Annotated in this window: 24 protein-coding genes; 10 read left to right on the plus strand and 14 right to left on the minus strand. The window is 66.0% G+C overall.

Annotated features, from left to right (window positions below):
- Positions 1-15 precede the first annotated feature (15 nt).
- Positions 16-1,503, minus strand: a complete 1,488-nt coding sequence (gene katA / locus AC1DDA_RS06380) for a catalase KatA (RefSeq protein ID WP_476795134.1) — start codon at positions 1,501-1,503, stop codon at positions 16-18.
- 178 nt (positions 1,504-1,681) lie between these two features.
- On the opposite strand from katA, the gene AC1DDA_RS06385 reads away from it, so the two are divergent.
- Positions 1,682-2,674 (plus strand): hydrogen peroxide-inducible genes activator, encoded by a 993-nt coding sequence (locus AC1DDA_RS06385; RefSeq protein WP_476795082.1) that lies wholly within the window; start codon positions 1,682-1,684, stop codon positions 2,672-2,674.
- Here AC1DDA_RS06385 and AC1DDA_RS06390 read toward each other — a convergent pair.
- From AC1DDA_RS06390 to AC1DDA_RS06400, 3 genes are read right to left on the minus strand one after another with little or no spacing between them, the layout of a single operon-like run.
- The gene (locus tag AC1DDA_RS06390) at positions 2,641-3,180 is read right to left on the minus strand and encodes a chromate transporter (protein ID WP_476795083.1); all 540 of its coding nucleotides are present in this window, start codon (positions 3,178-3,180) and stop codon (positions 2,641-2,643) included. The two genes, AC1DDA_RS06385 and AC1DDA_RS06390, sit on opposite strands and share 34 nt — an antisense overlap.
- Positions 3,180-3,746, minus strand: coding sequence for a chromate transporter (locus AC1DDA_RS06395; protein WP_441510744.1), 567 nt, complete (start codon positions 3,744-3,746; stop codon positions 3,180-3,182). The genes AC1DDA_RS06390 and AC1DDA_RS06395 overlap by 1 nt, the downstream gene beginning before the upstream one ends.
- 9 nt (positions 3,747-3,755) lie before the next feature.
- Positions 3,756-4,388: a LysE family translocator gene (locus tag AC1DDA_RS06400; RefSeq protein WP_476795084.1), complete on the minus strand. Its 633-nt coding sequence runs from the start codon at positions 4,386-4,388 to the stop codon at positions 3,756-3,758.
- 176 nt (positions 4,389-4,564) lie between these two features.
- On the opposite strand from AC1DDA_RS06400, the gene AC1DDA_RS06405 reads away from it, so the two are divergent.
- Positions 4,565-5,098: a GNAT family acetyltransferase gene (locus tag AC1DDA_RS06405; protein WP_476795085.1), complete on the plus strand. Its 534-nt coding sequence runs from the start codon at positions 4,565-4,567 to the stop codon at positions 5,096-5,098.
- A 126-nt stretch (positions 5,099-5,224) separates the two neighbouring features.
- Here the strand turns inward: AC1DDA_RS06405 and AC1DDA_RS06410 are convergent, their stop codons facing one another.
- The 3 genes from AC1DDA_RS06410 to AC1DDA_RS06420 form a co-directional block, all read right to left on the minus strand.
- Complete coding sequence (locus AC1DDA_RS06410; RefSeq protein WP_476795086.1) at positions 5,225-5,731, minus strand: DinB family protein; 507 nt, start codon at positions 5,729-5,731, stop codon at positions 5,225-5,227.
- Positions 5,732-5,746: 15 nt separating this feature from the next.
- Positions 5,747-6,970: an NAD(P)/FAD-dependent oxidoreductase gene (locus AC1DDA_RS06415; protein WP_476795087.1), complete on the minus strand. Its 1,224-nt coding sequence runs from the start codon at positions 6,968-6,970 to the stop codon at positions 5,747-5,749.
- Positions 6,971-7,058: 88 nt separating this feature from the next.
- A complete protein-coding gene (locus AC1DDA_RS06420; protein WP_476795088.1) occupies positions 7,059-7,973 on the minus strand; it encodes a LysR family transcriptional regulator in 915 nt (304 codons plus the stop codon).
- Between the two features lie 241 nt (positions 7,974-8,214).
- Here AC1DDA_RS06420 and amaB point away from each other — a divergent pair, with 241 nt between their 5' ends.
- The 5 genes from amaB (at position 8,215) to AC1DDA_RS06445 (ending at position 14,711) form a co-directional block, all read left to right on the plus strand.
- Positions 8,215-9,732, plus strand: coding sequence for an L-piperidine-6-carboxylate dehydrogenase (gene amaB / locus AC1DDA_RS06425; RefSeq protein ID WP_476795089.1), 1,518 nt, complete (start codon positions 8,215-8,217; stop codon positions 9,730-9,732).
- 129 nt (positions 9,733-9,861) lie between these two features.
- Positions 9,862-11,058 carry an acyl-CoA dehydrogenase gene (locus AC1DDA_RS06430; RefSeq protein WP_476795090.1) on the plus strand — a complete coding sequence of 399 codons (1,197 nt, stop codon included), beginning with the start codon at positions 9,862-9,864 and terminating at the stop codon, positions 11,056-11,058.
- A gap of 108 nt (positions 11,059-11,166) precedes the next feature.
- Complete coding sequence (locus tag AC1DDA_RS06435; RefSeq protein ID WP_476795091.1) at positions 11,167-12,357, plus strand: CaiB/BaiF CoA transferase family protein; 1,191 nt, start codon at positions 11,167-11,169, stop codon at positions 12,355-12,357.
- Positions 12,358-12,429: 72 nt separating this feature from the next.
- Positions 12,430-14,106 carry a thiamine pyrophosphate-binding protein gene (locus AC1DDA_RS06440; RefSeq protein ID WP_476795092.1) on the plus strand — a complete coding sequence of 559 codons (1,677 nt, stop codon included), beginning with the start codon at positions 12,430-12,432 and terminating at the stop codon, positions 14,104-14,106.
- Between the two features lie 98 nt (positions 14,107-14,204).
- Positions 14,205-14,711 carry a hypothetical protein gene (locus AC1DDA_RS06445; protein ID WP_476795093.1) on the plus strand — a complete coding sequence of 169 codons (507 nt, stop codon included), beginning with the start codon at positions 14,205-14,207 and terminating at the stop codon, positions 14,709-14,711.
- Here AC1DDA_RS06445 and AC1DDA_RS06450 read toward each other — a convergent pair.
- Both AC1DDA_RS06450 and AC1DDA_RS06455 read right to left on the minus strand, forming a co-directional pair.
- Positions 14,708-15,268, minus strand: a complete 561-nt coding sequence (locus AC1DDA_RS06450; RefSeq protein ID WP_476795094.1) for a cytochrome b — start codon at positions 15,266-15,268, stop codon at positions 14,708-14,710. The two genes, AC1DDA_RS06445 and AC1DDA_RS06450, sit on opposite strands and share 4 nt — an antisense overlap.
- The gene (locus AC1DDA_RS06455; RefSeq protein ID WP_476795095.1) at positions 15,265-15,828 is read right to left on the minus strand and encodes a YceI family protein; all 564 of its coding nucleotides are present in this window, start codon (positions 15,826-15,828) and stop codon (positions 15,265-15,267) included. Before AC1DDA_RS06455 ends, AC1DDA_RS06450 begins: the two co-directional genes overlap by 4 nt.
- A gap of 268 nt (positions 15,829-16,096) precedes the next feature.
- On the opposite strand from AC1DDA_RS06455, the gene AC1DDA_RS06460 reads away from it, so the two are divergent.
- A complete protein-coding gene (locus AC1DDA_RS06460) occupies positions 16,097-16,591 on the plus strand; it encodes a hypothetical protein (RefSeq protein ID WP_441510731.1) in 495 nt (164 codons plus the stop codon).
- A gap of 10 nt (positions 16,592-16,601) precedes the next feature.
- On the opposite strand, the gene AC1DDA_RS06465 is transcribed toward AC1DDA_RS06460, so the two are convergent.
- From AC1DDA_RS06465 to AC1DDA_RS06485, 5 genes are all read right to left on the minus strand, one after another.
- Entirely contained in the window at positions 16,602-17,198 is a 597-nt protein-coding gene (locus AC1DDA_RS06465) for an HdeD family acid-resistance protein (RefSeq protein WP_476795096.1), read from the minus strand.
- A gap of 361 nt (positions 17,199-17,559) precedes the next feature.
- Positions 17,560-18,516 carry a transaldolase gene (gene tal, locus AC1DDA_RS06470; protein WP_476795097.1) on the minus strand — a complete coding sequence of 319 codons (957 nt, stop codon included), beginning with the start codon at positions 18,514-18,516 and terminating at the stop codon, positions 17,560-17,562.
- Positions 18,517-18,719: 203 nt separating this feature from the next.
- Positions 18,720-19,556: a carbohydrate ABC transporter permease gene (locus tag AC1DDA_RS06475; protein ID WP_476795098.1), complete on the minus strand. Its 837-nt coding sequence runs from the start codon at positions 19,554-19,556 to the stop codon at positions 18,720-18,722.
- On the minus strand, positions 19,553-20,353 hold the full coding sequence (locus AC1DDA_RS06480) for a carbohydrate ABC transporter permease (RefSeq protein ID WP_476795135.1): 801 nt from the start codon (positions 20,351-20,353) through the stop codon (positions 19,553-19,555). The genes AC1DDA_RS06475 and AC1DDA_RS06480 overlap by 4 nt, the downstream gene beginning before the upstream one ends.
- Before the next feature lie 182 nt (positions 20,354-20,535).
- Positions 20,536-21,918 (minus strand): ABC transporter substrate-binding protein, encoded by a 1,383-nt coding sequence (locus AC1DDA_RS06485; RefSeq protein ID WP_476795099.1) that lies wholly within the window; start codon positions 21,916-21,918, stop codon positions 20,536-20,538.
- Positions 21,919-22,150: 232 nt separating this feature from the next.
- Between AC1DDA_RS06485 and AC1DDA_RS06490 the strand changes: the two genes are divergently transcribed.
- Positions 22,151-23,131: an ABC transporter substrate-binding protein gene (locus AC1DDA_RS06490; protein ID WP_476795100.1), complete on the plus strand. Its 981-nt coding sequence runs from the start codon at positions 22,151-22,153 to the stop codon at positions 23,129-23,131.
- Positions 23,132-23,161: 30 nt separating this feature from the next.
- The coding region (locus tag AC1DDA_RS06495) for an ABC transporter permease (protein WP_476795101.1) at positions 23,162-23,898 on the plus strand (737 nt) is incomplete at its 3' end.

The following is a 23,898-nucleotide window of genomic DNA, read 5'->3' on the forward strand; positions in this document are numbered from 1 at the left end:
CAGAGGATCAGCCGATCACTCGGCCGCTTCCTGCGGCGTGTTCTCGGTCACCGAGATCGCCGGCCGGGCCCGGCCGTCGGATTTGGCGAGAGCGCGGCGCACACCGTTGCCGTAATCCGGGTGGACCTTGTCGAAATGCGCCAGTTGGCGCTCCTCGATCTCCTGCGGGATGCCCCCCATCGCCGCGGCGATGTTGGAGAAGAGGCGCTCCCTCTGGCCGGCATCGAACAGATTGAACAGCGCGCGCGGCTGGCCGTAGTCGTCATTGCCGATGCGGTGGTTGTAGCGATCGGCATCGCCCGAGATCTTCAGCGGCGGCTCCTTGGCCGAGGGCTGCTCGACGGGGCCGTTGAAGGAATTGGGCTCGTAATAGGCGTTCGGATGACCGGTGCGGATGCCGCCATAGGTGTTCATCTGGCCGTCGCGGTGATAGTGGTGCACCGGGCATTTCGGCTGGTTGACCGGGATGTTCTCGTAATGCGTGCCGAGCCGGTGGCGATGGGCGTCGGCATAGGAGAAGATGCGGGCCTGCAGCATCTTGTCAGGCGAATAGCTGATGCCAGGCACGATGTTCGACGGCGAGAAGGCGGCGTTCTCGATCTCGGCGAAATAGTTCTCCGCGTTGCGGTTGAGCTCCATCACGCCGATGTCGATCGGCGGATAATCCGCATGCGGCCAGACCTTGGTGAGGTCGAAGGGGTTGTAGGGGGTCTTCTCGGCGTCCAGCTCGGGCATGATCTGGACCTGGACCTTCCACTTCGGGAACTCCCCGCGCTCCAGCGCATTGAACAGGTCTTCCTGCGTGGACTCACGCGTCCTGCCGATGACCTTCTCCGCTTCCTCATTGGTCCAGTGCTTGTGGCCCTGCATGGTCTTGAAGTGGAACTTCACCCAGTAGCGCTCACCATTGTCGTTCCAGAAGGAATAGGTGTGCGAGCCGTAGCCATTGATGTGGCGAACATCGGTCGGCAGGCCGCGATCCGACATCAGGATGGTGACCTGATGCAGGCTTTCCGGCGAGAGCGACCAGAAATCCCACATAGCGGTGGGCGAGCGCATATTGGTTTTGGGATGGCGCTTCTGGGTGTGGATGAAGTCGGGGAACTTCACCGGATCACGCACGAAGAAGACCGGTGTATTGTTGCCTACGAGATCCCAGTTGCCTTCCGGGGTGTAGAACTTGATGGCGAAACCGCGCACGTCGCGCTCGGCGTCGGCGGCGCCCATTTCACCCGCCACCGTCGAGAAGCGCAGGATCAGCGGGGTCTCGGTGCCGGGCTGGAGCGCCTTGGCCTTGGTGTATTTCGAAATGTCGCCGGTGATTCTCAGCGTGCCATGCGCGCCCCAGCCCTTGGCGTGGACGACGCGCTCGGGAATGCGCTCGCGGTTCTGGTGAGCCAGCTTCTCGATCAGCTGATAATCCTGCAGGAGGACCGGGCCGCGCTCGCCGGCAGTGATCGAATTTTGGTTGTCCGGGATCGGCGCTCCGGCCGTGGTCGTCATCGCGACGCCGGTCTGCGGGTTCTTCGGATCGTTGGCTGACATGGCTCATTCCCTCCTGAACGGTCGACCGCCCGCGTGACGGGCACGGCCGGTTTGGAATTGGAGGAAGTAACAGCGCCATGTGACGACAATGTCCAATACCGTTTACGGCAGGGCACGATAAGTTTATCAAATCGACATGGTCACGCTGAAGCAGCTCCGCTATTTCGTCGCCCTCGCCCGGCACCGTCATTTCGGCCGCGCCGCGCAAGAATGCCATGTCAGCCAGCCCGCCTTGTCACTGCAGATCCAGGAGTTCGAGGCCTTTCTGGGCTGCCAGCTGGTCGAGCGACGGCGCGGCGCAGTCGCCTTGACCGAGATGGGCGCCGAGATCGCCGAGCGCGGCCGCCGCATCCTCCTGGAGACCAGCGATCTCGTCGACCACGCCCGCCACCGTCGCGGCCTCCTTGGCGGCGAGCTGGACCTGGGCGTCATTCCCTCGATCGCGCCCTATCTGCTGCCGACGACCCTGCCGCTGCTGCAGCGGCGCTTCCCGGCGCTGGATTTGAGGCTGCGAGAGACGCAGACCGCGACGCTGCTGGAGGAACTGATCGAAGGGCAACTCGACGTCGCCCTGCTGTCATTGCCGATCGAACGCGCGGGAATCGAGACCCTGCCGCTGTTCGACGACCCTTTCCTGCTCGCCGTCCCCGCCGAAACGCAACACAATGCCCCGCCCTTCCGGCCCGACGCTCCGTTCGCGGGCGAGAATCTGCTGCTGCTCGAGGAAGGCCATTGCCTGCGTGACCAGGCGCTCAGCTTCTGCCGCACCACCGCGGGCGGCTCGCGTCGGCAATATGGCGCCTCCAGTCTCTCCACGATCATGCAGATGGTCGCCAACGGCTTCGGCACCACGCTGATGCCTGCGATGGCGCTGCCGATCGAATTCAGACCGGACATGCCGGTGCGGCTCTTCCGCTTCGCCGCACCGGCGCCGAGCCGCTCGATCGGCCTCGCCTGGCGCCGAACCTCACCCCGCAAGGCTGATTTCGAGGCACTTGGTGCTGTTCTCACGGAAATCGGCGAAGCCCTGACGGCAAATCGCCTCCCTGCGGCCGAGCCGGGAGCGATCAACCTCGCGGCCGCCCAGCCGGAACGTCAGACGAGGCCGGCGTACCAGGCTAGGACATAGACGACGGTGCCCGCCGCCATCGGCACGAGCGGATTGAGCTTCGAGCGATAGGTCACCGCGGCCGTTGCAGCCGTGATCACGAAGCCGAAAAACCCGGCGTCGGCTGCCAGCGTCGCGACGGCACCGCTCGCGAGCATCAGGCCGAGCGCGATCGGCACCAGCGCGAGCGTCACGATCCGAACGATGCTGTTGTCGCTGAAGCGTTGCAGGCCACGGCTGCAGGCGAGCGCCAGCACGGAGGACGGCAGCAGCATCGCCGCGGTGGCGACGAGCAGGCCACCCGTCCCGGCGACATGCCAGCCGACAATGCTGGCGAGCATCACGTTCGGCCCCGGCGCGGTCTGGGCGATGGCGAAGAGGCGGGCGAAGGTCGGCGCGTCCATCCAGCCGAGAATGTCGACGATCTGGCGGTGGACCTCCGGCACCACGGCGTTGGCGCCGCCAATCGCCATCAGCGAGATCGTGCCGAAGGTGACGATCAACTGGCCGAAGATGCCGCGCTCCATCAGACCCGCCGCGCTCCCAGAGAGGCGGCGGCCAGGCCGAGCGGCACGAGCACCAGCAGGGTCGGCAGCATGGGCAGCCGCAGCACGCCAACCGCCGCGAAAGCGGCCATGGCCATGATCCAGGCCCAGCGAGCAAGCCCGGCCTTTGCGAGCAGCCGTGCGGCCGTGCCGAGGATCAGCCCGGCTGCGCTGGCAGCAGCCCCCGTCAGCGCGACCTGCGCCAGCGGATGGTCGGAAACCGCGTTATAGATGTTCGCGATCGCAACGAGCGCGAGCAGCGGCATCGCCATCAGGGCGAAGACGCAGGTCAAAGCACCGGCCGCGCCACGAAAGCGGTCTCCGAGCATGACGGCGGCGTTGACGGTATTTGCGCCCGGCAGCGCCTGGCAGATGCCCATCAGCTCGGCATAGCCGCGATCGTCGAGCCAGTTGCGCTCGGCGACGATGATATGGCGCGCCACGGGGCCGACGCCGCCGAAACCCATCATCCCGATCTTGAGAAAGCCGGTGAACAGGGCCGGCAGGGAAGGCGGAGGCGCGTCCGTCGCGGTTTCGAGGGCTGACATTGACGATTGCTAGCGCCGCGCTTCCATCGCCATGCGCAAGGCGAAGCCGGCGAGCACGGTGCCCATCAGCCAGCGCTGGACCAGCGACCAGAACGGACGCGTGCGCAGGAAGAGCGCGATGCTGCCCGCCGCCGTCGCGATCAGGGCGTTGACGCTGCCGCTGATCGCGATCTGGACAAAGCCGAGCACGACCGACTGGGCCAGCACATCGCCGGCGGCCGGGTCGATGAACTGCGGCAGCAGCGCGAGATAGAACATCGCGATCTTGGGATTGAGGAGGCTGGTCAGGAAGCCCATGGCGAAAAGCTTGCGCGGCCCGTCATGGGGCAGGTCGCGGATGTGAAAGGGCGAGCGCCCGCCCGGCCGCACCGCCTGCCAGGCCAGCCAGAGCAGATAGGCAGCACCGCCGAGCCTGAGCGCGTCATAGGCATAGGGCACGGCGAAGAGCAGCGCCGTGATGCCGAAGGCGGCGCAGAACATGTAGACGAAGAAGCCGAGGATGACGCCGCCGAGCGAGATCAGCCCCGCCCCCCGGCCCTGCGCGATCGAGCGCGAGATCAGGTAGATCATGTTGGGTCCGGGCGTCAGCACCATGCCCAGCGCGATCAGGGCGAAGGTCACGAGGGTGGTCGTCTCGGGCATGGCTCAGCGCTCCGCGGAACTCAGCGCTTGGACCATGGAACTGGGTAGCCGGCAATCGCATTGCCGCGGGAGCCGCCATGCAAGCCTTCGATGCGCCCGCGGCGGCCCCGGAGGCACAGGAACGGAACCGGCCGCCTCGACGGTGGTTGTCGCCAGCAAGCGGATTGGGGGGAGACATGACGCTGTTCAGCCGGCTGCTCTACACCATCATCGCCTTCGCGCTGCTCGGCGCCTCGATCATCCTGATCGGCGTCGCGGTCTGGCGGACGTCGCACGGCTTCTGGACCGGCGACGGCGCGCTCGACACGATGCTCGACGCGATCGGCCTGGTGATCATCGCGGTGGCTGTCGCCGATGTCGGCAAGTTCCTGTTCGAGGAAGAGGTGGTGGCCGATCGGGAGATGCGCCGGCCCGCCGAGGCACGGGGATCGCTGACCAAGTTCATGTCGATCATGATCGTGGCGCTCTCGCTGGAGTCTTTGGTGCTGATCGCCAAGACCTCGCGCGAGACGATGCGAGACCTCGTCTATCCCGGCCTCCTGATGTTGCTGGCAGTGCTGGCGCTGGTGGGTCTCGGCCTCTTCCAGAAGCTCAGCCAGAACGCGACGGCGTCGGTTCCGCCGGAGCATGAAGAGGATGAGGAAGGCGCGAAAGGCAGGGGACCAAAGGGACATGCGGGCACACCCTCCTCCGTCGCAGGCGAAGGATAAGCGGTCGCCTCGCGTCATTCTCGGGCGCCGCGAAGCGGTGACCCGAGAATCTCCGACAGGAAGAGCACTGGAGCTTCTTTCGGCAGGAGATGCTCGGGGCGAGCCCGAGCATGACGGCGGTTGCCCTCACCGCGGCTCATCAACCAGGAAGAGATCGGTATCGTCGGGCCTCGCACCGGCCGCCGTGAGCATGGCGTGGATTTGGCCGCGATGGTGAGTCTGATGGTTGAAGAGATTGGCGATCAGGAAGGCGCGAGGCTTGCCCATCTCGCGGCCGGCTGCGCCGGAATACCAGATCAGCGTGCCGCGCAGCCAATCCGCCTCGACGCTCTCCGCCCAGTCGAGAATGGCTTGGTCGCGCAAGCGGCGGCGCGCGCAGAACTGCGCCCAGTCCTCGAAATAAACAGCCGAATCGCGGCCGCCGACTGACGGCTTCTCGCTGCCCGTGAGACGGCTGAGCCAGATCTCGTCACCCCAGAGAATATGGTTGAAGGTGCCGTGGATCGACTTGAAGAAGGCGCCGCGATCGAGCTTGCGCGCCTCGTCTGTCAGCCCGTCCGCCGCCTCCATCAGGCTGCGGTTCTGCCAGGCGTTGTAGCGGGCCATGGTCTGGACATAGGCGGGATCGACCATGGTGGGGCCTCCTCGTCAGATGACGTTGGCCTCCTTGAGCGGCCTTCCCGCAACGATGCGCTCGTGGCCGAGATCGGCAAGGTCGAGCGAGCGATAGCGGCCATGCGCGACATGCTCGGCGAGCCCACGGCCAACCGCCGGCGACTGCTGCAGGCCGTGGCCCGAGAAGCCATTGGCGAGATACAGATTGGGCACCCCGACCGCCGGGCCGACGATGGCGTTATGGTCGAGCCCGCACATGTCGTAAGGACCGGCCCAGGCGCGGCCGGGCTTGATCTGCTCGAAGGCCGGGATGCGGTGGGCGAGCGCGGGCCAGACGACCTCCTCGAAGAAGCCCCAATCGACGTCCTCGGCGGAAGGATCAGTCTCGATCCATTCGACATCCTGCTCGGGCGTCAGCGGCGAACAGCTGCCGATGAAGAGCTGGCCCTCCGCCGTGCGCTTGCCCTCCTGCCGGCACCAGGCGCCGGTGGTGTCGATCAGCAGCGGGCAGCCATCGACATCGCCCTTGCAGGTGAAGGTGAAGACGTAGCGCTTCATCGACTTCACCGGGATGGAAATGCCGGCGGTGGCGGCGAGCTTCGCGCCATGGGTGCCGCTGGCATTGACTACGGCGCCGCAGGCGATGCGGCTGCCATCGGCGAGTTCGACAGCGGTCACCCGGCCACCCTCCGCAACGTAGCCCGCGACCTCGCCCTGCCGGTACTCGACGCCGAGGCTGCGCGCCTTCTTACGGAAGGCCTGGAGCAGCGCCCAGCCGTCGAACCAGCCTTCGCCGCTGACGCCGAAGGTGCCGCAAGAGAGATCCTCGGTGTTGAGCCAGGGGAAGCGCTGCTTCAGCACGGCCGGGTCATAGAGGGCGATATCGGCGCCTTCAGCCGCCTGCAGCTTCTGGTTGGCGGCAAGGACCGGCGCGCCGGCCGCGCTCGCGAGATAGAGATAGCCGCCTTCATGCAGGTCGATCGCCGGCACTTCGCCATCAACCGCGAGATGTGCGCCGATATTGCGCAGGAAATCGACGCCGAAGAGCGAGATGCGGATATTCACCGCGCTGGAGAATTGCTGGCGGATCGAGGCGGCCGAGAGCGCCGAAGCGGAGAAGCGATAGGTCGGATCCTTCTCGATCACCACGACCTTGCCGGAGAAGCCGGGATCGGCGGCGAGATGATAGGCGACGGAGGAGCCGATCGCGGCGCCTCCGCAAATCACGACATCGGCGGTTTCGGAGACGGACGACATGGCGGCCCTCGCGCGACGGTTCGGCTCAAGAGCCGGGTTGGTGAATTCCGCGCATGAATGACGCGACCGGAGCCGCTTGTCGAGAGGGTCAGGGCGCGGGCACGCACTCCGCCAGCAGCCAATCGCGGAAGGCGGCGACCGCTGGCAGCCCCGCCTTCTCCTCGGGATAGACGAGATAATAGCCTTCCTGCCCGACCAGGGAGCGGTCGACCGGGATGACGAGCGCGCCAGAGCGCAACTCCTCTTCGACCAGGAAACGCGGCACGATGGCGAGGCCCAGGCCCGCCACGGCCGCTTGCGAGACCATAGCGAACTGTTCGAAGCGCGGCCCCATCAGCGCGCGCTGCGGCGGCAGGCCCTGCTGTTCAAGCCAGTTGGCCCAGGCACGCGGCCGCGTCGATTGCTGCAGCAGTGGCGCCTTGAGCATGTCAGCGGCGGTGGCCAGCCCGAAGCGGGTGACGAGGGCGGGCGAGGCCACCGGCACGATTTCCTCGCCCATCAGCCGGTGAAGCCGGGCGCCGGGCCAGACCGGGTCGCCGAAATGGATGGCGGCATCGAGCGGCTCGCGCGTGAAGTCGAAGGGCACGAGCTTGGTGGCGAAATTGATGGTGATGCCGGGATGGGCTTCGATAAAGCGCGGCAGGCGCGGAATCAGCCAGCGCGTGCCGAAAGTCGGGAGGATGGCGAGATTGAGCACGCCGGCCGCGCCCCGAAAAGCCATGGTCGAGACGGTGGCGGCGGCGAGCCGCGACAGCCCCTCGCGCACCTCCGCGGCATAGGCCGCGCCGGCGGCGGTGAGGCTGACGCGCTTCTTGACGCGCTCGAACAGGCTGACGCCAAGCGCCCCTTCGAGATGGGCGACCTGCCGGCTGACGGCTCCCTGCGTCAGATTCAGCTCCTCGGCCGCGCGGGTGAAGCTGCCATGCCGGGCCGCCGCCTCGAAGGCTGCGAGCGCGGACAGAGAAGGCACCGTAAGGCGGCCGGGGATCAGACCATCATCCATGATAATAACTCACCAAGTGGTGAGAACATATCGGTTGCCCCGGCGATGGGAAAGAGGGCATTCTCCGCGACCAAAGGGCGACTACGGTCTCCCGAGCCCTCATCCCGAGGAGCGGGCGCGAGCCTGCGCCTCGAAGGATGCTCCAGAAGACGCCGCTCACTGGACCATCCTTCGAGACGCGCCTTCGGCGCTCCTCAGGATGAGGGCTGTGGTTCACTGGCATCGGCGAACAGGCAGACACATGACCTCTCTCCCCAACGACACCCTCGCCCTGCTCAAGCGCCTCGGTGTCACCGATGGCGCCTTCGCCGAGACCGGGCTCTCGGCCGGCTCACCGATCACCGGCGAGAAGGTCGCGACGCTGCGCGAGACCTCGCCGGCCGAGGCAGAGGCCGCGATCGGCCGGGCGCAGTCCGCTTATCTCGCCTGGCGCAAGGTGCCGGCGCCGCGGCGCGGCGAGTTCGTCCGCCTGCTCGGCGAGGAACTGCGCGCCGCCAAGGCCGATCTCGGCCTGCTGGTGACGCTGGAAGCCGGCAAGGTCACCTCCGAAGGCCTCGGCGAAGTCCAGGAGATGATCGATATCTGCGACTTCGCGGTCGGCCTGTCGCGCCAGCTCTACGGCCTGACCATCGCGACCGAGCGTCCGAACCATCGGATGATGGAGACCTGGCATCCGATCGGCGTCTGCGGCGTGATCTCGGCCTTCAACTTCCCGGTCGCGGTCTGGTCGTGGAACGCAGCACTCGCCTTCGTCTGCGGCGACAGCGTCGTCTGGAAGCCTTCCGAGAAGACCCCGCTGACCGCGCTTGCCGTGCAGGCCATCGTCGAGAAGACGATGAAGCGCTTCGGCCCCGAGGCCCCCGTCGGCCTCTCGGAGATCCTGATCGGCGGCCGCGAACTCGGCGACATCCTGGTCCAGGACCATCGCGTCCCGGTCGTCTCGGCCACCGGCTCGACCCGCATGGGCAAGGAAGTCGGCCAGAAGCTGGCGGCTCGCTTCGCCCGCGCCATCCTGGAGCTCGGCGGCAACAACGCCGCGATCGTCGCTCCCTCGGCCGATCTCGACATCGCGCTGCGCGGCATTGCCTTCGCGGCGATGGGCACCGCCGGCCAGCGCTGCACCACGCTGCGCCGCCTGATCGTACATGAAAGCGTCTATGACGCGCTCGTGCCGAAGCTCGCCAAGGTCTATGGCTCGGTGAAGATCGGCGATCCGCGCGAGGCCGGCGTGCTGGTCGGTCCGCTGGTCGACGAGGCCGCCTATCAGGGCATGCAGAAGGCGCTCTCCGAAGCTAAGGCAGAGGGCGGCAAGGTCCATGGCGGCGAGAAGGTCGATGTCGGCGCAGGCGGCTTCTATGTCCGTCCGGCGCTGGTCGAGATGCCCAGCCAGTGCGGCCCGGTCGAGCGCGAGACCTTCGCGCCGATCCTGTATGTGATGAAGTACAAGTCCATCGACGAAGCCATCGCGATCCAGAACGCCGTCGGCGCCGGCCTGTCCTCCTCGATCTTCACGCTGAACATGCGCGAGGCCGAGCTGTTCGTCTCGGACGAGGGTTCCGACTGCGGCATCGCCAACGTCAATATCGGCCCGTCCGGCGCCGAGATCGGCGGCGCGTTCGGCGGCGAGAAGGAGACTGGCGGCGGCCGCGAGGCGGGCTCCGACGCCTGGAAGGCCTATATGCGCCGCGCCACCAACACCGTGAACTACGGCACCACGCTGCCGCTGGCGCAGGGCGTCAGCTTCGACGTGGATGCGTGAGGCATAAGCCGTCCTTCTCGGGTGCCTGATAGCGGTGACCCGAGAATCTCATGACGAGAAGATGCTGGTTTTCGAGATGGTCGGGTCAAGCCCGACCATGACGGCCAGACGATGAGGGAGACGAAGACCATGGCCGGCAGCCACAAACTCGCTGAGTTCACCTGGGACGATGCCTACCTGCTCGACGAGCAGCTCACCGAGGACGAGCGGCTGATCCGCGACACGGCCCGCGCTTACGCGCAGGAGAAGCTCGCCCCGCGCATCCACGACGCCTATCTCGACGAGAAGACCGACCGTTCCATCTTCAACGAGATGGGCGAGCTCGGCCTGCTCGGCGTCACCGTCCCCGAGGAATATGGCTGCGCCGGCGCCAATTACGTCTCCTACGGGCTCGTCGCCCGCGAGGTCGAGCGCATCGACTCGGGCTACCGCTCGATGATGTCGGTGCAGTCCTCGCTGGTGATGTTCCCGATCTATGCCTATGGCAGCGAGGAGCAGCGCAAGAAATACCTGCCGAAGCTCGCCAGCGGCGAGTGGGTCGGCTGCTTCGGCCTGACCGAACCGGATGCCGGCTCCGACCCCGGCGGCATGAAGACCCGCGCCGAGAAGGTCGCCGACGGCTACAGGCTGAGCGGCTCGAAGATGTGGATCTCGAACTCGCCGATCGCCGACGTCTTCGTCGTCTGGGCGAAGTCATCAGCGCATGACAACCAGATCCGCGGCTTCATCCTCGAAAAGGGCATGAAGGGCCTTTCTGCGCCGAAGATCGGCGGCAAGCTCTCGCTGCGCGCCTCGATCACCGGCGAGGTCGTCATGGACGGCGTCATCGTGCCGGAGGAGAACCTGCTACCGAACGTCTCGGGCCTGAAGGGCCCGTTCGGCTGCCTCAACCGCGCCCGCTACGGCATCTCCTGGGGCGTGCTCGGCGCCGCCGAGGACTGCTTCCACCGCGCCCGCCAGTATGGGCTCGACCGCAAGCAGTTCAACAAGCCGCTCGCCCAGACGCAGCTCTATCAGAAGAAGCTCGCGGACATGCTGACCGAGATCACGCTCGGCCTGCAGGGCAGCTTGCGCGTCGGCCGGCTGATGGACGAGGGCAAGATGGCCCCCGAGATGATCAGCCTCGTCAAGCGCAACAATTGCGGCAAGGCGCTCGATATCGCCCGCCAGGCCCGCGACATGCATGGCGGCAACGGCATCCAGATCGAGTATCAGGTGATGCGCCACGCGGCGAACCTCGAGACGGTGAACACCTATGAGGGCACGCATGACGTCCATGCGCTGATCCTCGGCCGGGCCATCACCGGCCTGCAGGCGTTCTTCTGAGCGCCGTCAGACGTCATGCCCGGGCTTGACCCGGGCATCTCGTCCCACGCGAACCTCCCCGGAGATGGTCGGGTCAAGCCCGACCATGACGCCCGAGTCGAACCCGCCATGACGACCCCTCCCCTCGCCGGCCTGCGCGTCCTCGAACTGGCGCGCATCCTCGCAGGCCCCTGGATCGGCCAGCTCCTGGCCGATCTCGGCGCCGACGTCGTCAAGGTCGAGGCGCCCGAGGGCGACGACACCCGCAAATGGGGCCCGCCCTTCGTCGAGGGCGCCGGTGAAGAGCATCTCTCAGCCGCCTATTTCCACGCGGCCAATCGCGGCAAGCGCTCGATCACGGCCGATTTCCGCACCCCGGAGGGTCAGGCACTGGTCAGGCGGCTCGCCGCGCATGCCGATGTGGTGATCGAGAACTTCAAGGTCGGCGGCCTCTCGAAATACGGGCTCGACGCAGCCTCGCTGCGCAAGGAATTCCCGCGCCTCGTCTATTGCTCGGTCACCGGCTTCGGGCAGGACGGCCCTTATGCGCCGCGCGCCGGCTACGACTTCCTCGTCCAGGGCATGGGCGGGGCGATGTCGATCACCGGCGAGCCTGCGGGCGCGCCGATGAAGGCGGGCTATGCGGTCGCGGACATCTATACCGGGCTCTATGCCTCTGTCGGCATCCTCTCCGCGCTGCGCCAGCGCGATACGACGGGCGAAGGCGCGACGCTCGATCTCGCCTTGCTCGACTCGCAGGTCGCGGTACTCGGCAACCAGGCGATGAACTATCTGGTCTCGGGCAGCCCGCCGCCGCGGCTCGGCAACGCCCACCCCAACATCGTGCCCTACGACGTGTTCCCGGTCGCAGACGGCCATATCATCATCGCCACCGGCAATGACGGCCAGTGGCGCAAGCTCTGCGACGTTTTGGGCGATGCGGCGCTGGCCGACGACCCCGACTATGTCGACAACAAGTCGCGGGTGAAGAACCGCGTCGCGCTGACCGCACGGCTGCACACGCTCTGCCAGCGCTACGGCAAGGCCGATCTGCTGGCGGCTCTGGAGAAGGTCGGCGTTCCCGCCGGGCCGATCAACGACATCGGCGAGGTCTTCGACGATCCGCAGGTGATCGCACGCGGCGTCAAGGTCGCGCTGCCGAGCGCAGCCGCCAAGACGGGCAGCATTCCGACCGTCGCCTCGCCCATCGTCATGAACGGTGTGCGGCAGGTGGCGAGTCGGCCGAGTCCGCGGCTCGGCGAACATGCAGACGACATCTTGAACGATCCGGCCTGGGGCGGAGTCTCCACGGCACCATGACACTCAGCCGTCATCCTGAGGGGCCGCGATGCGGCGTCTCGAAGGATGAGGGCTCGAAAAAGGGCAGCGAACATGGCTAATCGTACCGGCGGGCAGATCCTCGTCGACCAGCTTCTGATCCATGGCGCCACCGACGCCTTCTGCGTGCCGGGCGAGAGCTATCTCGCCGTGCTCGACGCGCTGCACGATGCCTCGATGAAGGTCACGATCTGCCGCGCCGAAGGCGGCGCCTGCATGATGGCCGAGGCCGCCGGCAAGCTCACCGGCAAGCCCGGAATCTGCTTCGTGACGCGCGGCCCCGGCGCCACCAACGCCTCGCCCGGCATCCATATTGCCGATCAGGACTCGACCCCGCTCATCCTCTTCGTCGGCCAGATCGAGCGCGGCATGCGCGAGCGCGAGGCCTTCCAAGAGCTCGACTACCGCGCCGTCTTCGGCACCATGACGAAATGGGCGACCGAGATCGACGATGCCGCGCGCATCCCGGAGATCATCAGCCGCGCCTTCCATGTCGCGACCTCGGGCCGCCCCGGTCCCGTGGTGATCGCGCTGCCCGAGGACGTTCTGACCGATCTCGCGGATGTCGCCGACGCCGAGCCCTACAGCATAACCGAGCAGCACCCTTCGCCGGTGCAGATGGACGATCTCGCCAAGCGCTTCGCCGCGGCCAAGTCGCCGATCGCGATCCTCGGAGGCTCGCGCTGGAGCCCAGAGACGATCGCCGATTTCCAGGATTTCGCCGAGCGTTTCGACCTGCCGGTTGCGGTATCCTTCCGGCGGCAGATGCTGTTCCCGGCTGATCATCCGAACTTCGCCGGCGATCTCGGCATCGGCCCGAACCCGAAGCTGCTCGCCCGTATCCAGGAAAGCGACCTCGTCCTGCTCGTCGGCGGCCGCCTTTCGGAGATGCCGAGCCAGTCCTACAGCCTGTTCGGCATTCCCAATCCGGGCCGGCCGCTGGTGCATGTTCATCCCGACCCGGAAGAGCTCGGCCGGGTCTATCGCCCGACACTGGCGATCAACGCCTCGCCCGCTGGTTTCTGTGCCGCGCTGGCGACGATCGAACCGCCGAAGGCTCCGGCCTGGGCTGGCGCGAGCGCGGCCGCGCATGAGGCCTATATCGCCTGGAGCGAGCAGCCGGCGCCGGTGCCGGGAGAATTCCACCCCGGCGAGATGGTGCGCTGGCTGAGGAGCCAGTTGCCCGACGACGCGATCATGTGCAACGGCGCCGGCAACTACGCCACCTGGGTGCACCGCTTCCACCGCTTCAACAAGTTCGCGACGCAGCTTGCGCCGACCTCGGGCTCGATGGGTTACGGTGTGCCGGCGGCGATCGGCGCCAAGCGGATCTTCCCGGAGCGGACCGTCATCGCCTTCGCCGGCGATGGCTGCTTCCTGATGAACGGCCAGGATTTCGCGACGGCCGTGCAATACGACCTGCCCGTGATCGTCGTCGTGGTCGACAACGGCATGTACGGCACGATCCGCATGCATCAGGAGAAGCACTATCCGGGCCGCATCTCGGCAACGACGCTGAAGAATCCCGATTTCGCTGATTATGCCAGGGCCTTCGGGGGCCATGGCGAGCGCGTCGAAACGACAGCGGAGTTCGCGCCGGCCTTCGAACGGGCGGTAAAGAGCGGCAAGCCCGCGATCATCCACTGCCTGCTCGACCCGGAAGCGATCACCCCGGCGAAGTCGCTCTCGACGATCCGGGCCGAGGCCTTCGCCGCGCAGGGCAAGCGCTGATCGCGCCCAAGCGAGAAATTCGCCACTGCGCCTGAACCGGAGCCGAACCTTTCGCGACCAACCGTCGTTGAGGAAACGACGATGCGGAGGGCTCGGCGATGAAGCACGGATTTGCGATCCGATTCGGGATGGCGGCTTTGCTCGCCGTCGCGGCGGCGCCTGGTGCGGAGGCCGCAGGCTTCTTCGACAATCTGGCGCGGGCGATCTTCGGCCCGCCGCGCCTGCGGGCCTCGCCGATCTATGAATTCGACGAAGCGCCGCGGGCCAGGCCGCGTCCGCGTGCGCCCGAGCCAGCGTCAAAGCCGAAGCCGCCCGTCGTCAAGCTCGACCCGCAGACCGACCGGAACTGGCACCTGAAGGACCCGACGCTGCGGCGGGGCGATATTGTCGTCACCGCGAGCGGAGTGCTGGTTTATCAAGGCCGCGACAGCGATGCGACGCATCCCGGCGATTTCGTTGCCCTGGGCGGCAGCGACCCCAAGGGCTGGAAGCAGACGTTGCAGACCGCAGCCGCCGGCGGCCGCAACATGTTCCATATCGACCCGGTCAGGGCGGGAGCCGCGACGACCGAAGCCGGCGAAAACAACCAGGCGACGGCCCGCTAGACATTTCGGCCATCAACGCGGCCAAACCACATCCGGCCAAGCAGGCCATCGCGCCAGACCAGCATATGGACGGCGACAGCCGCCACATGTGCAGTACCGAGAGCGATCAGGATGTTGCCGAGCTGATCGTGAAGCCAAAGCATCTGCTTGTAAATGGCGGGGTTCGGACCGATCGGGTGCGGCACCGGAAACAGCCCGAAATAGAGTGTCGGGATCTGGATCGGAGCGGCTGCCGCCATGAGCAGCCCGGTGACCGGGAGTGCCAGCAGGCAAAGATAGAGCCCGGCGTGGACAGTGCCGGCCGCGGCGCGCAACCACCGGTTTTTCTCGAACGACTCGGGCTGCGGAACAGCCAGACGCAGCGCGAGACGCAGCACCACGAAGAGCGCGATCGTCAGCCCGACGGATTTGTGCCGCTGATAGAGTTCGAAGCGGGCGATGAGGTCGCGGCTCTCGTCCCGCATCGGGCCGGATATCCAGAACTGGAACAGCACGAGCAGCAGCGTCAGCCAGTGCAGCACGACACTGGCCGGATGCCAGCGGGCCGGCTCGCTCATCGCTTCAGGCGCCCTCTGATGACGATCTCCATGCGATCGTCGACGACGTTCACGTCGCGGCCGATACCGTAGACCGGCCGCAGGAAACTGCCGCTGGCCTGGAAAGGCAGCATTTCGCCGCGCCTCGCCCGCTCGATATCACCATCCACGGTGGCCCTCACGTCGAAAGGCTGCGTCACGCCCTTGATCGTCAACCTGCCGCGGATGTCGAGGCTGTTCTCGCCTGTGCGCGAAACGTGTTCGGAAACGAAGCTCGCCACGGGATAGTGAGCCACATCGAGCATGCTCTCCCCGGCGATGAAGCCGTCGACCAATGGCGAGCCCGCCTTGATCGACGCGGTCTCCAGCGTCACCCGGACGCGGCTTCGCTCGGGATGGTCGAAATCGATGGCGAAGTTGCCGTCATAGCGCTCGAAGCGCCCATTCGTGACCACGGCCCCGAAACGGTGCCCGATGAAGCCAACTTCGGTCGCACCGCGATCGAAGGTCCAAGTGGATTGGGCCTGAGCCTGCGATGCGGCCAGCAGGGCGGCGAAAGCGAAGGCACGAATCCTGATCATCATGGCACCCGGAAGCTGCCGGAGAAGAAGTGACCATCCGCCAACTTGAAGGAAATGCCATGGCCGCGTGAGCCGGAACACGGAAAGGTGATTCAAGATCGATCTATCAAGGTTGACGGCGCCTTCGCGCGGGCGCGGGCGCTTGACCAGTCGTTAAGCGCGCCCGTGTCGTGTCGTTGAAACTTTGCGGAGAGTCGTCAGTTGTTGTTCCGGCAGGGAGGCCGGCGAGATGGCAAGACGGTTGCGTAAAGTCGTGTGTGTCGCAGCCGTGGCGACTATCGCCGCCACTATGCCGGCGGGCGCCGCCGGCCTGCTCGACGATCTGGCCAACGCCCTGTTCGGGCGGCCGAGACCCCGCCCGGTGATCGAATACGAGCCCTATGATCCGCTGAGCGTCACCGTGAAGCCTCACCGGAAACGCGCTTCGGCCGAGGTCGCCTCCAAGCCCAAGCCGCCTGTGGTCAAGCTCGACCCCCAGCGCGACCCCGATTGGTATCTGAAGGACCCGACATTGCGCCGCGGCGATGTGGTCGTCACGGCGCGCGGCGTGCTGGTCTATCAGGGCCGCGACAGCGATCACATGATCGACGGGGACTTTACCGCGCTAGGCGGCAAGCCCGGCGAGAAGAGCTGGAAGGGCCAACTTCAGGCAGCCGCGGCCGGCGGCCGCAGCTTCTTCCGCGATTTCCGCGACGCGCCGCCCAGCCCCGCCGACATCTCGCTGGCTCAGCCGGCGGCGCAACGCGAACCCGCCCTGCCCTGACCTTGCTGCATCAGGCCTTCGAGCGGACACCGTCGAAGGTCGAGCGAATGGCGCGCGCCAGTGCGATCGCCGCCCAGCCCTGGAAGATCAGCTCGATCGCCAGGAAGGTGCCGAGCACCCAGAGGCTAGAGCCGGGCCATTGCGCCAGGATCATGCCGCCGAGCAGCAGCGAGAGCGCGCCCGAGAAGGCGACCCAGCCCCAATAGGGCAGTTCCCGGTTCTGGAAGGCCATGATCAGACGGAGCACGCCCGTCGCGACCAGGGCCGCACCGGCCAGAAGGGTCAGCGACGCCGTGGCGACCAGCGGATTGACGAAGGTCATCACACCGACCGCAACGTAGAGCACGCCGATCAGGATGTGCCAGAGGCGGCTTTTCCAGGCTTGATGGCGGAAGGCGTCGATCAGCACGACGATGCCGCCGACAAAGATCATGGCGCCGAACCAGATGGCACTGGCGAGGCTGAGCAGCGCCACGGCGCCGAGGCCGAGAACGCCGAGGATGATGAGGATGATCCCCTCCGCCATCAACCAGCCCCAGCTACGCCGGAGCGGAATGAGATGCGTACCGAGAGAGGGAGGGTTGGAGACTCCAGACGGTGTGCTCATGGCGACCGACTCCATTCCGGGCAGCCGCGACAGCCGGGCTACCTCGTTCGACGGCGCGTATGAGAAACCCACGCAGCGGTTGCGTCAATGATCTGACGCAAGCCCGGCGTCAGTAGGTGGCGCGCCCGCCCGAAAGACCGAACACCGCACCGGTCGCGAAGCTGCAGCGCTCGCTCGCAAGCCGGGCGGCCGGCCCCGGCCCGCTCCGAGACGGCCCCGAGCCGCTTCGGCGGGCTTTTGGCCACCATGGCCGCGATCCACGGAGACGCGGTGTCGCAGATGACGGTGTCAGGCCGTCCTGTTCCAGCCGGTTCGCGGGCGCGGCGGCGATCCGCCGCTCCGCCGCTCCGCCATGACGGCTTTAGCCCAGCTTTTCGGCGACGAGCTTGCGCAGGCCGCGCAGGTCCTTGACGAAGCCGCGGATGCCCTCGGCGAGCTTTTCGGTCGCCATCGCGTCCTCATTCATCGCGAAGCGGAAGGCCTTCTCGTCGAGCACGAGCTTTTCCGGGGCCTTGCCGGGCGCGTCCGGCTTCAGCTTACGCGGCAACTTGCCGGTCGCGCCGGCAAGTTCATCGAGCAGGCCCGGGCCGATCGTCAGCCGGTCGCAGCCGGCCAGCGCCTCGATCTCGCCGGTGTTGCGGAACGAGGCCCCCATCACCACCGTGTCGATGCCGTAGGTCTTGTAATAGGCATAGATCGACCGGACCGAGACGACGCCGGGATCGGTCTCGGCCGTGTAGGGACCGCTGCCGGCCTTGACGTGCCAGTCGAGGATGCGCCCAACGAAGGGCGAGATCAGGAAGGCCTTCGCATCGGCCGCCGCAACCGCCTGCGGCAGCGCGAAGAGCAGGGTCAGATTGCAGTCGATCCCCTCGCCCTGCAGCACCTTGGCCGCCTGCAGACCCTCCCAGGTCGAGGCGACCTTGATCAGGACGCGGTCCTTGTCGACGCCGCGCTCCTTGTAGGCGGCGATGATGGCACGGGCTTTCTCGATGCTCGCCTGCGTGTCGAAGGAGAGATCGGCATCGACCTCGGTCGAGACGCGACCGGGCACGATCTTGGACAGTTCGGTGCCGAAGGTCACGGCGAGGCGATCGCAGACGGCATGGATCGCCTTCTCGCCACTGCCCTGCTTCTTGCCCCAGCCGATCGCCTCGTCGACGAGATGGGCATAGGCCGGGGTCTCGACGGCCTTGAGGATCAGTGTCGGATTCGTGGTGCAGTCGACCGGCTTCAAGCGGCGCACGGCCTCGATGTCGCCGGTGTCGGCGACGACGGTGGTCATTTCGCGGAGCTGGTCGAGCTTGGAAGCGGTCATCGTCTTTTCCTGGAAATCGTCTTCGTCAGGCTAACGCCTGCAATGTGACGCCTGTTCGGCATGATTGCGAGAGGGGCGAAGCAAGTCGGCCATGCATGGCCGGCTCCCATCATGCTCGGGCTCGACCCGAGCATCTCTTTCAGGAGATTCTCGGGTCTCCGCTTCGCCGCGCCCGGGAATGACGGGCGGCGGCAACCGGGCCCTCAGCTCTTCACCGCGCCCGATGTCAGGCCGGCAACCATGTTCTTGCGGAAGCCGTAATAGATCACCGCCGGCGGGATGGCGTAGAGCAGGCCCGCCGCCATCAGCAGGTTCCAGGGCGCATCGTCAGCCGAGAGGAAGAGACCGAGGCCCACCGCCAGAGGCACCGCCTTCTCCGAGGAAAGCAGCAGGAAGGCGTAGAGATACTCGTTCCAGGCCAGCAGCAGCGCGTAGATGCCGATCACCACCATCGAGGGCTTCATCAGCGGCAGATAGACCAGCCGGAAGATCTGGAGCGAGGTGGCGCCGTCCATCACCGCGGCCTCGTCGAGTTCCTTGGGCAACTTGTCGGAGGCCTGCTTCAGAACCCAGATCGCATAGGGCGAGGCAAGCGCCACCATGGCAAGGATCAGCGAGGCCTGCGTGTTGAGCAGCCCGTATGAGCCCATCGCCTTGTACATGGGTATGGCGAGGAAGGCGGCTGGGATGAGATAGGTCGCGAGCGCGAGATTCATCATCGTGCGCCCGCCCTTCACTTTAAGCCGGGCGATGGCGAAAGCGGCCAGCGTCGCGACGAACAGCGTGATCGTCCCCGTCGCGATCGCGATGAAGAAGCTGTTGAACAGCTGCCGCCAGAAATTATGCAGGTAGTAGTGCTGCTGATTGAAGACGATCTGGAAGTTCTGCAGCGTCGGATTGTCCGGCCAGAGCTTTCCGGCCAGCATCGATTCCTGGTTCGAGATCGACAGAACGAAGAGGTGGTAGATCGGCAGCAGCGTCCAGATCAGCACGGGAATCGCGATCAGGATCAGCTTGCCTTCGTCGAGGAACTTCCTCATGCGTCTGCTCCCTTCGACAGGCGCTTCACCATCACGAAGACCATCGGCAGGATCAGCGGCATGGCGACGATGATCGAGGCGATGCCGAGATCGAGATTGTTGTTGCGCATATAGCGGATGCCGAGCGTCGAGAGGACGTGGTTGAGATCACCGGGGCCGCCGCTGTTGAGCAGGTAGACGCTGTTGAAGTCGCCCAGCGTCCAGATCATCGAGAGCATGGTCGAGGTGATGTAGAGCGTCGCCAGCGAGGGCCAGGTGATGAAGCGGAATTGCTGCCAGCGATTGGCGCCGTCGACGCTGGCGGCTTCGTAGAGGTCCTGCGCGATGGCGAGCCGGCCGGTGATCAGGATCAGCGTCCAGAACGGCAGCGACTTCCAGATGTGGACGACGATCGACATGGCGAAGGCGAGCGTCGGGTCGGTCAGCCAGCCCGGCCCCTCCATGACGCCGAACCATTGGAAGAGCTGCTGGTTCACCATGCCGTTCTCCGAGTTCAGCATCACCCGGAAGGACAGGATGGTCGGGATCGAGGGCACCGCCCAGGGCAGGATGAACAACACCAGCACGAAGCGAATCCAGGCCCGCTGCTGCACGAAGAAGCCGGACAGCCCGAGCGCGATCAGGAACTTCAGGTTCACCGCCACGAACAGGAAGATGACCGTGTTGACGACCGTGCGCAGGAAGATCGGATCGGCGAAGAGCGCCTTGTAGGAGTTCCAGTTGAGGCCGAGCCAGAGCCCATAGCCAACCGGGTAGACCACCATCACAGCGAAGACGAGCACATAGGGCGCCAGCATGATCACACCCCAGATCGCGCGGTCGCGCGTGAAGCCCGATTTATCCTCGCGCGGTGCCGAAATCGGCGCTGTCATGGTGGCAGTGCTCATGGACTCTCCCTGGAATTGTCACCCGGTGAAAGATCCGCCGCGGCAATCCTTGCCGCGGCGGATCGAGGAGGCAAGCGAAGCGAACGCGGGTGTCAGCCGGCGATCTGCTTGATGCGGGCAATCATCTCGTCCACGGCCTGCTCAGCCGGGATCTTGTCCTGAACCACGCGATTCACGGCCTTGGCCCAGACGTTCTCGGCGTTCACGGTCGTGAAGTTGTAGTTGTAGACGAACTGGAACGGCACGGTGCCGTCCTTGTACTGCTTGTAGACGACCGCGCGGTGCGGGTCCTTGCCGTCAGACCAGAATGGCGCCTCGATGCCCTTCAGCGTCGTCGGGACCCAGCGGCCGGCAGAGCCCTCGACGAAGGGCCGCAGGTTCTCGTCCTTCATGAAGAAGGCCATGAATTCCTTGGCGCGCTTCTTGTTCTTGGCATCGGCGAAGATGACCGCCGTCTTGACCGCGGCGAGGTTGGTCATCTTGCTGCCGTCGGCCTTGAGCGGGAACTCGGCCGTGCGGATGTTGTCCTCGTAGTTCTTTTTGGCCTGCGCCCGCTGCTCGGCTGTGAGCGAGGGGTTGTTCATGTCGTCCATGTGCTTGCCGGCGATCGAGATCGTGGCGTTGTGCGTGGCGACGGTGGTGCGGTTGTGGAAGGCGACGTTGTTGTCCGGGTCGAGCCAGTTGACCGAGGACGGCGGCGTGCAGCCACGCTGGAAGATGTTGGCGTAGGACTTCACCGCCTCGACCATCGCCTTCTTGTTCTCGGGCTGGTCGAGCACGATCTTGCCGTTCTCGTCGACGACCTTGGCGTTATAGGCGTTGGCGAAGGTCAGGAAGGAGTAGAAGGTGTCGGAGGCGGCGATGCCCATCGGATGGCCAATGCCGTAGATGCGCTTGCCCTTGGCGCGCAGCGAACCCTGCACCTTGTCGCACCAGAAATCCCAGTAGCCGTTCCAGGTCTTCGGGATGTCGGCCTCCTTGAAGCCGGCCTCCTCTAGCATGTCCTTCCAGTAGGTGATGTGCATCATCTGCTGCTCGACCGGGAAGGCATAGTATGACTTCTTGCCGACCTTGCCGTTCATCAGGAAGGTGGTCGAGAGCGCCATCGGCTGGATCTCGGCCTTCAGCGGCTCGAGCACGTCCGAGACGTCCTCGAGCTTGCCGTCATAGGCCCATTTGCCGGTCGTGCGGAAATCATAGGTGGTGCAGAAGCCGACATCCGGTGGCGTGCCGGCATCGACGGCGCCAACCGACTTGGTGACGCAGTCCTCGGTCGCATAGAGCGAGAGCTCGACCTTGACGCCCGTGGCTTTCTGGAACTTGTCGACGACCGCCAGCAGCGCGTCGTCCTCGCCCTTGTAGAAGCCCTTGGTGAACCAGGCGGTCAGGACTTCCTGCCCCGAAGCCGTGCCGGACCAGCCTGCGAGAACCGCGGCCACAGCCGTTCCCAGGGCGAGATGACGAGCCAATTTCATCAGATAACCTCCCGTTTAAACCGTTTTAATCCGACGTTTTAATCGCCTTGCGGCGACCCTAGTCGAAAAACCCCGGAGGAAACAAGCCGGCCCGCCGGTCTCCAAATAGTATTTTTAATTCCGATCCAGGCGGGTCCGCGCGCCCACTTGCGGTCCGCTTTCACCGAACCGTCATCTGTACAGTCTACGCGCAACGCCATCTCGCAATCGCGATTCAGAGACGGAGAGTTCCATGCAGCGCAAGGCCTTGAACGCCTTCATCATTGCGGCCGGCCTTGCCGCCGCATCCGGCGCGCTCGCGGCCGAAGGCAAGCTCGTGCTCTACACCAGCCAGCCGAACACCGACGCCCAGCAGACGATCGACGCCTTCAAGGCGAAATACCCGAAGGTCGACGTCACCTTCGTCCGCGACGGAACGCCGCGCATCATGGCGAAGCTCAAGGCCGAGTTCGAGGCCGGCGCCCCGCAGGCCGACGTCCTCCTCATCGCCGATTCGGTGACGATGGAAGGCCTCAAGAAGGACGACCGGCTGCTCGCCCACGACAAGGCAGATGTCTCCGCCTATCCGGCCGGCGTCCATGATCCCAAGAAGATGTGGTTCGCGACGAAGCTGATCACCACCGGCATCGTCTACAACACCAAGGCGGCGATGAAGCCGACGAGCTGGGCGGATCTCGCCAAGCCGGAAGCCAAGAACCAGCTGGCGATGCCGAGCCCGCTGAACTCCGGCGCCGCGCTGATCCACACGATCACGCTGACGAGCAACCTGAAGGACGGCTGGAGCTTCTATGAGAAGCTGAAGGAGAACGGCACGCTGGCCGCCGGCGCCAATGGCGATATCCTGCGCCAGGTCGCCACCGGCGAGAAGCTCTACGGCATGATCGTCGACTTCATGCCGATCCGCGAGAAGGCCAAGGGCGCGCCGGTCGAGTTCGTGTTCCCGAGCGAGGGCGTCTCCGCCGTCAGCGAGCCGGTCGCGATCCTGAAGAGCACGAAGAATCCGGAAGCCGCCAAGGCCTTCATCGACTTCCTGCTGTCGAAGGACGGCCAGGAGCTCGCGCTGAAGCAGGGCTATGTCGCGGCCCATCCCGATGTCGCCCTCCCGGCCGGCTATCCCGCCCGCAGCGCGATCAAGCTGATGTCCTTCGACGCCGCCAAGGCGCTCGCCGACGAAGCCGCGGCGCGCAAGCGCTTCAGCTCGATCTTCGAGTAAGGTCGCTTCCATGCTAAAGGCGCCGGCGCCATGACGCTGGCCATCGACCGAAACACGAAGCGGGAGCCCGCGCTTGCGGCCCCGCCTCTGCTGCAGCTGCCGGACGGCCTCGGCCTGCCGGCACTCGTCGTCGCGGTCGCGCTGCTGCTCGGCGGGCTGCCCTTTTTCCGGCTCGTCGTGGCGGCCTTCGCTCCCGGCTGGCAATTCTCGCCGGACGCCGCCTTCGCCGAGATGGCGAGCCGTTCCGCCGTCGCAGCGACCTGGCATACGCTGGAAACCGCCTGCCTCTCCGCTCTCGGCGCTCTTTTGGTCGGGGGCATCGTCGCGCTGGCGCTCGGCGTGACCGATGTGCGCGGCAAGCGCCCCCTCGCCTTCTTCTTCGTCTTCTCGATGATGATCGCGCCGCAAGTGGCCGCGCTCGCATTCCTCAGCCTGTTCGCGCCGAATTCGCCGATCCTGTCGCTGATCGGCCTCGCGCCTGCGCCCGGCACGCCGAATCCGTTGCTTGGCCGTGGTGGCATCATCCTGGTGATGGCCCTGCACCATGCGCCGCTGGTCGCGATCACGCTCTGGACGGGGTTGCGCAGCATCCCGCAATCCCTGATCGAGGCAGCGCAGATGGAGGGTGCCTCGAACGCCACCATCACGGCGCGGATCGTCGTCCCGGTGCTGCGGCCGCAGATCATCGCCGCCGGGCTCATCGCCTTCGTCGCGGGCGTCGGCAATTTCGGCATCCCTGCCCTGCTCGGCCTGCCAGTGAACTATCT

It is taken from the genome of Allobosea sp. 10N428 (assembly GCF_056394545.1).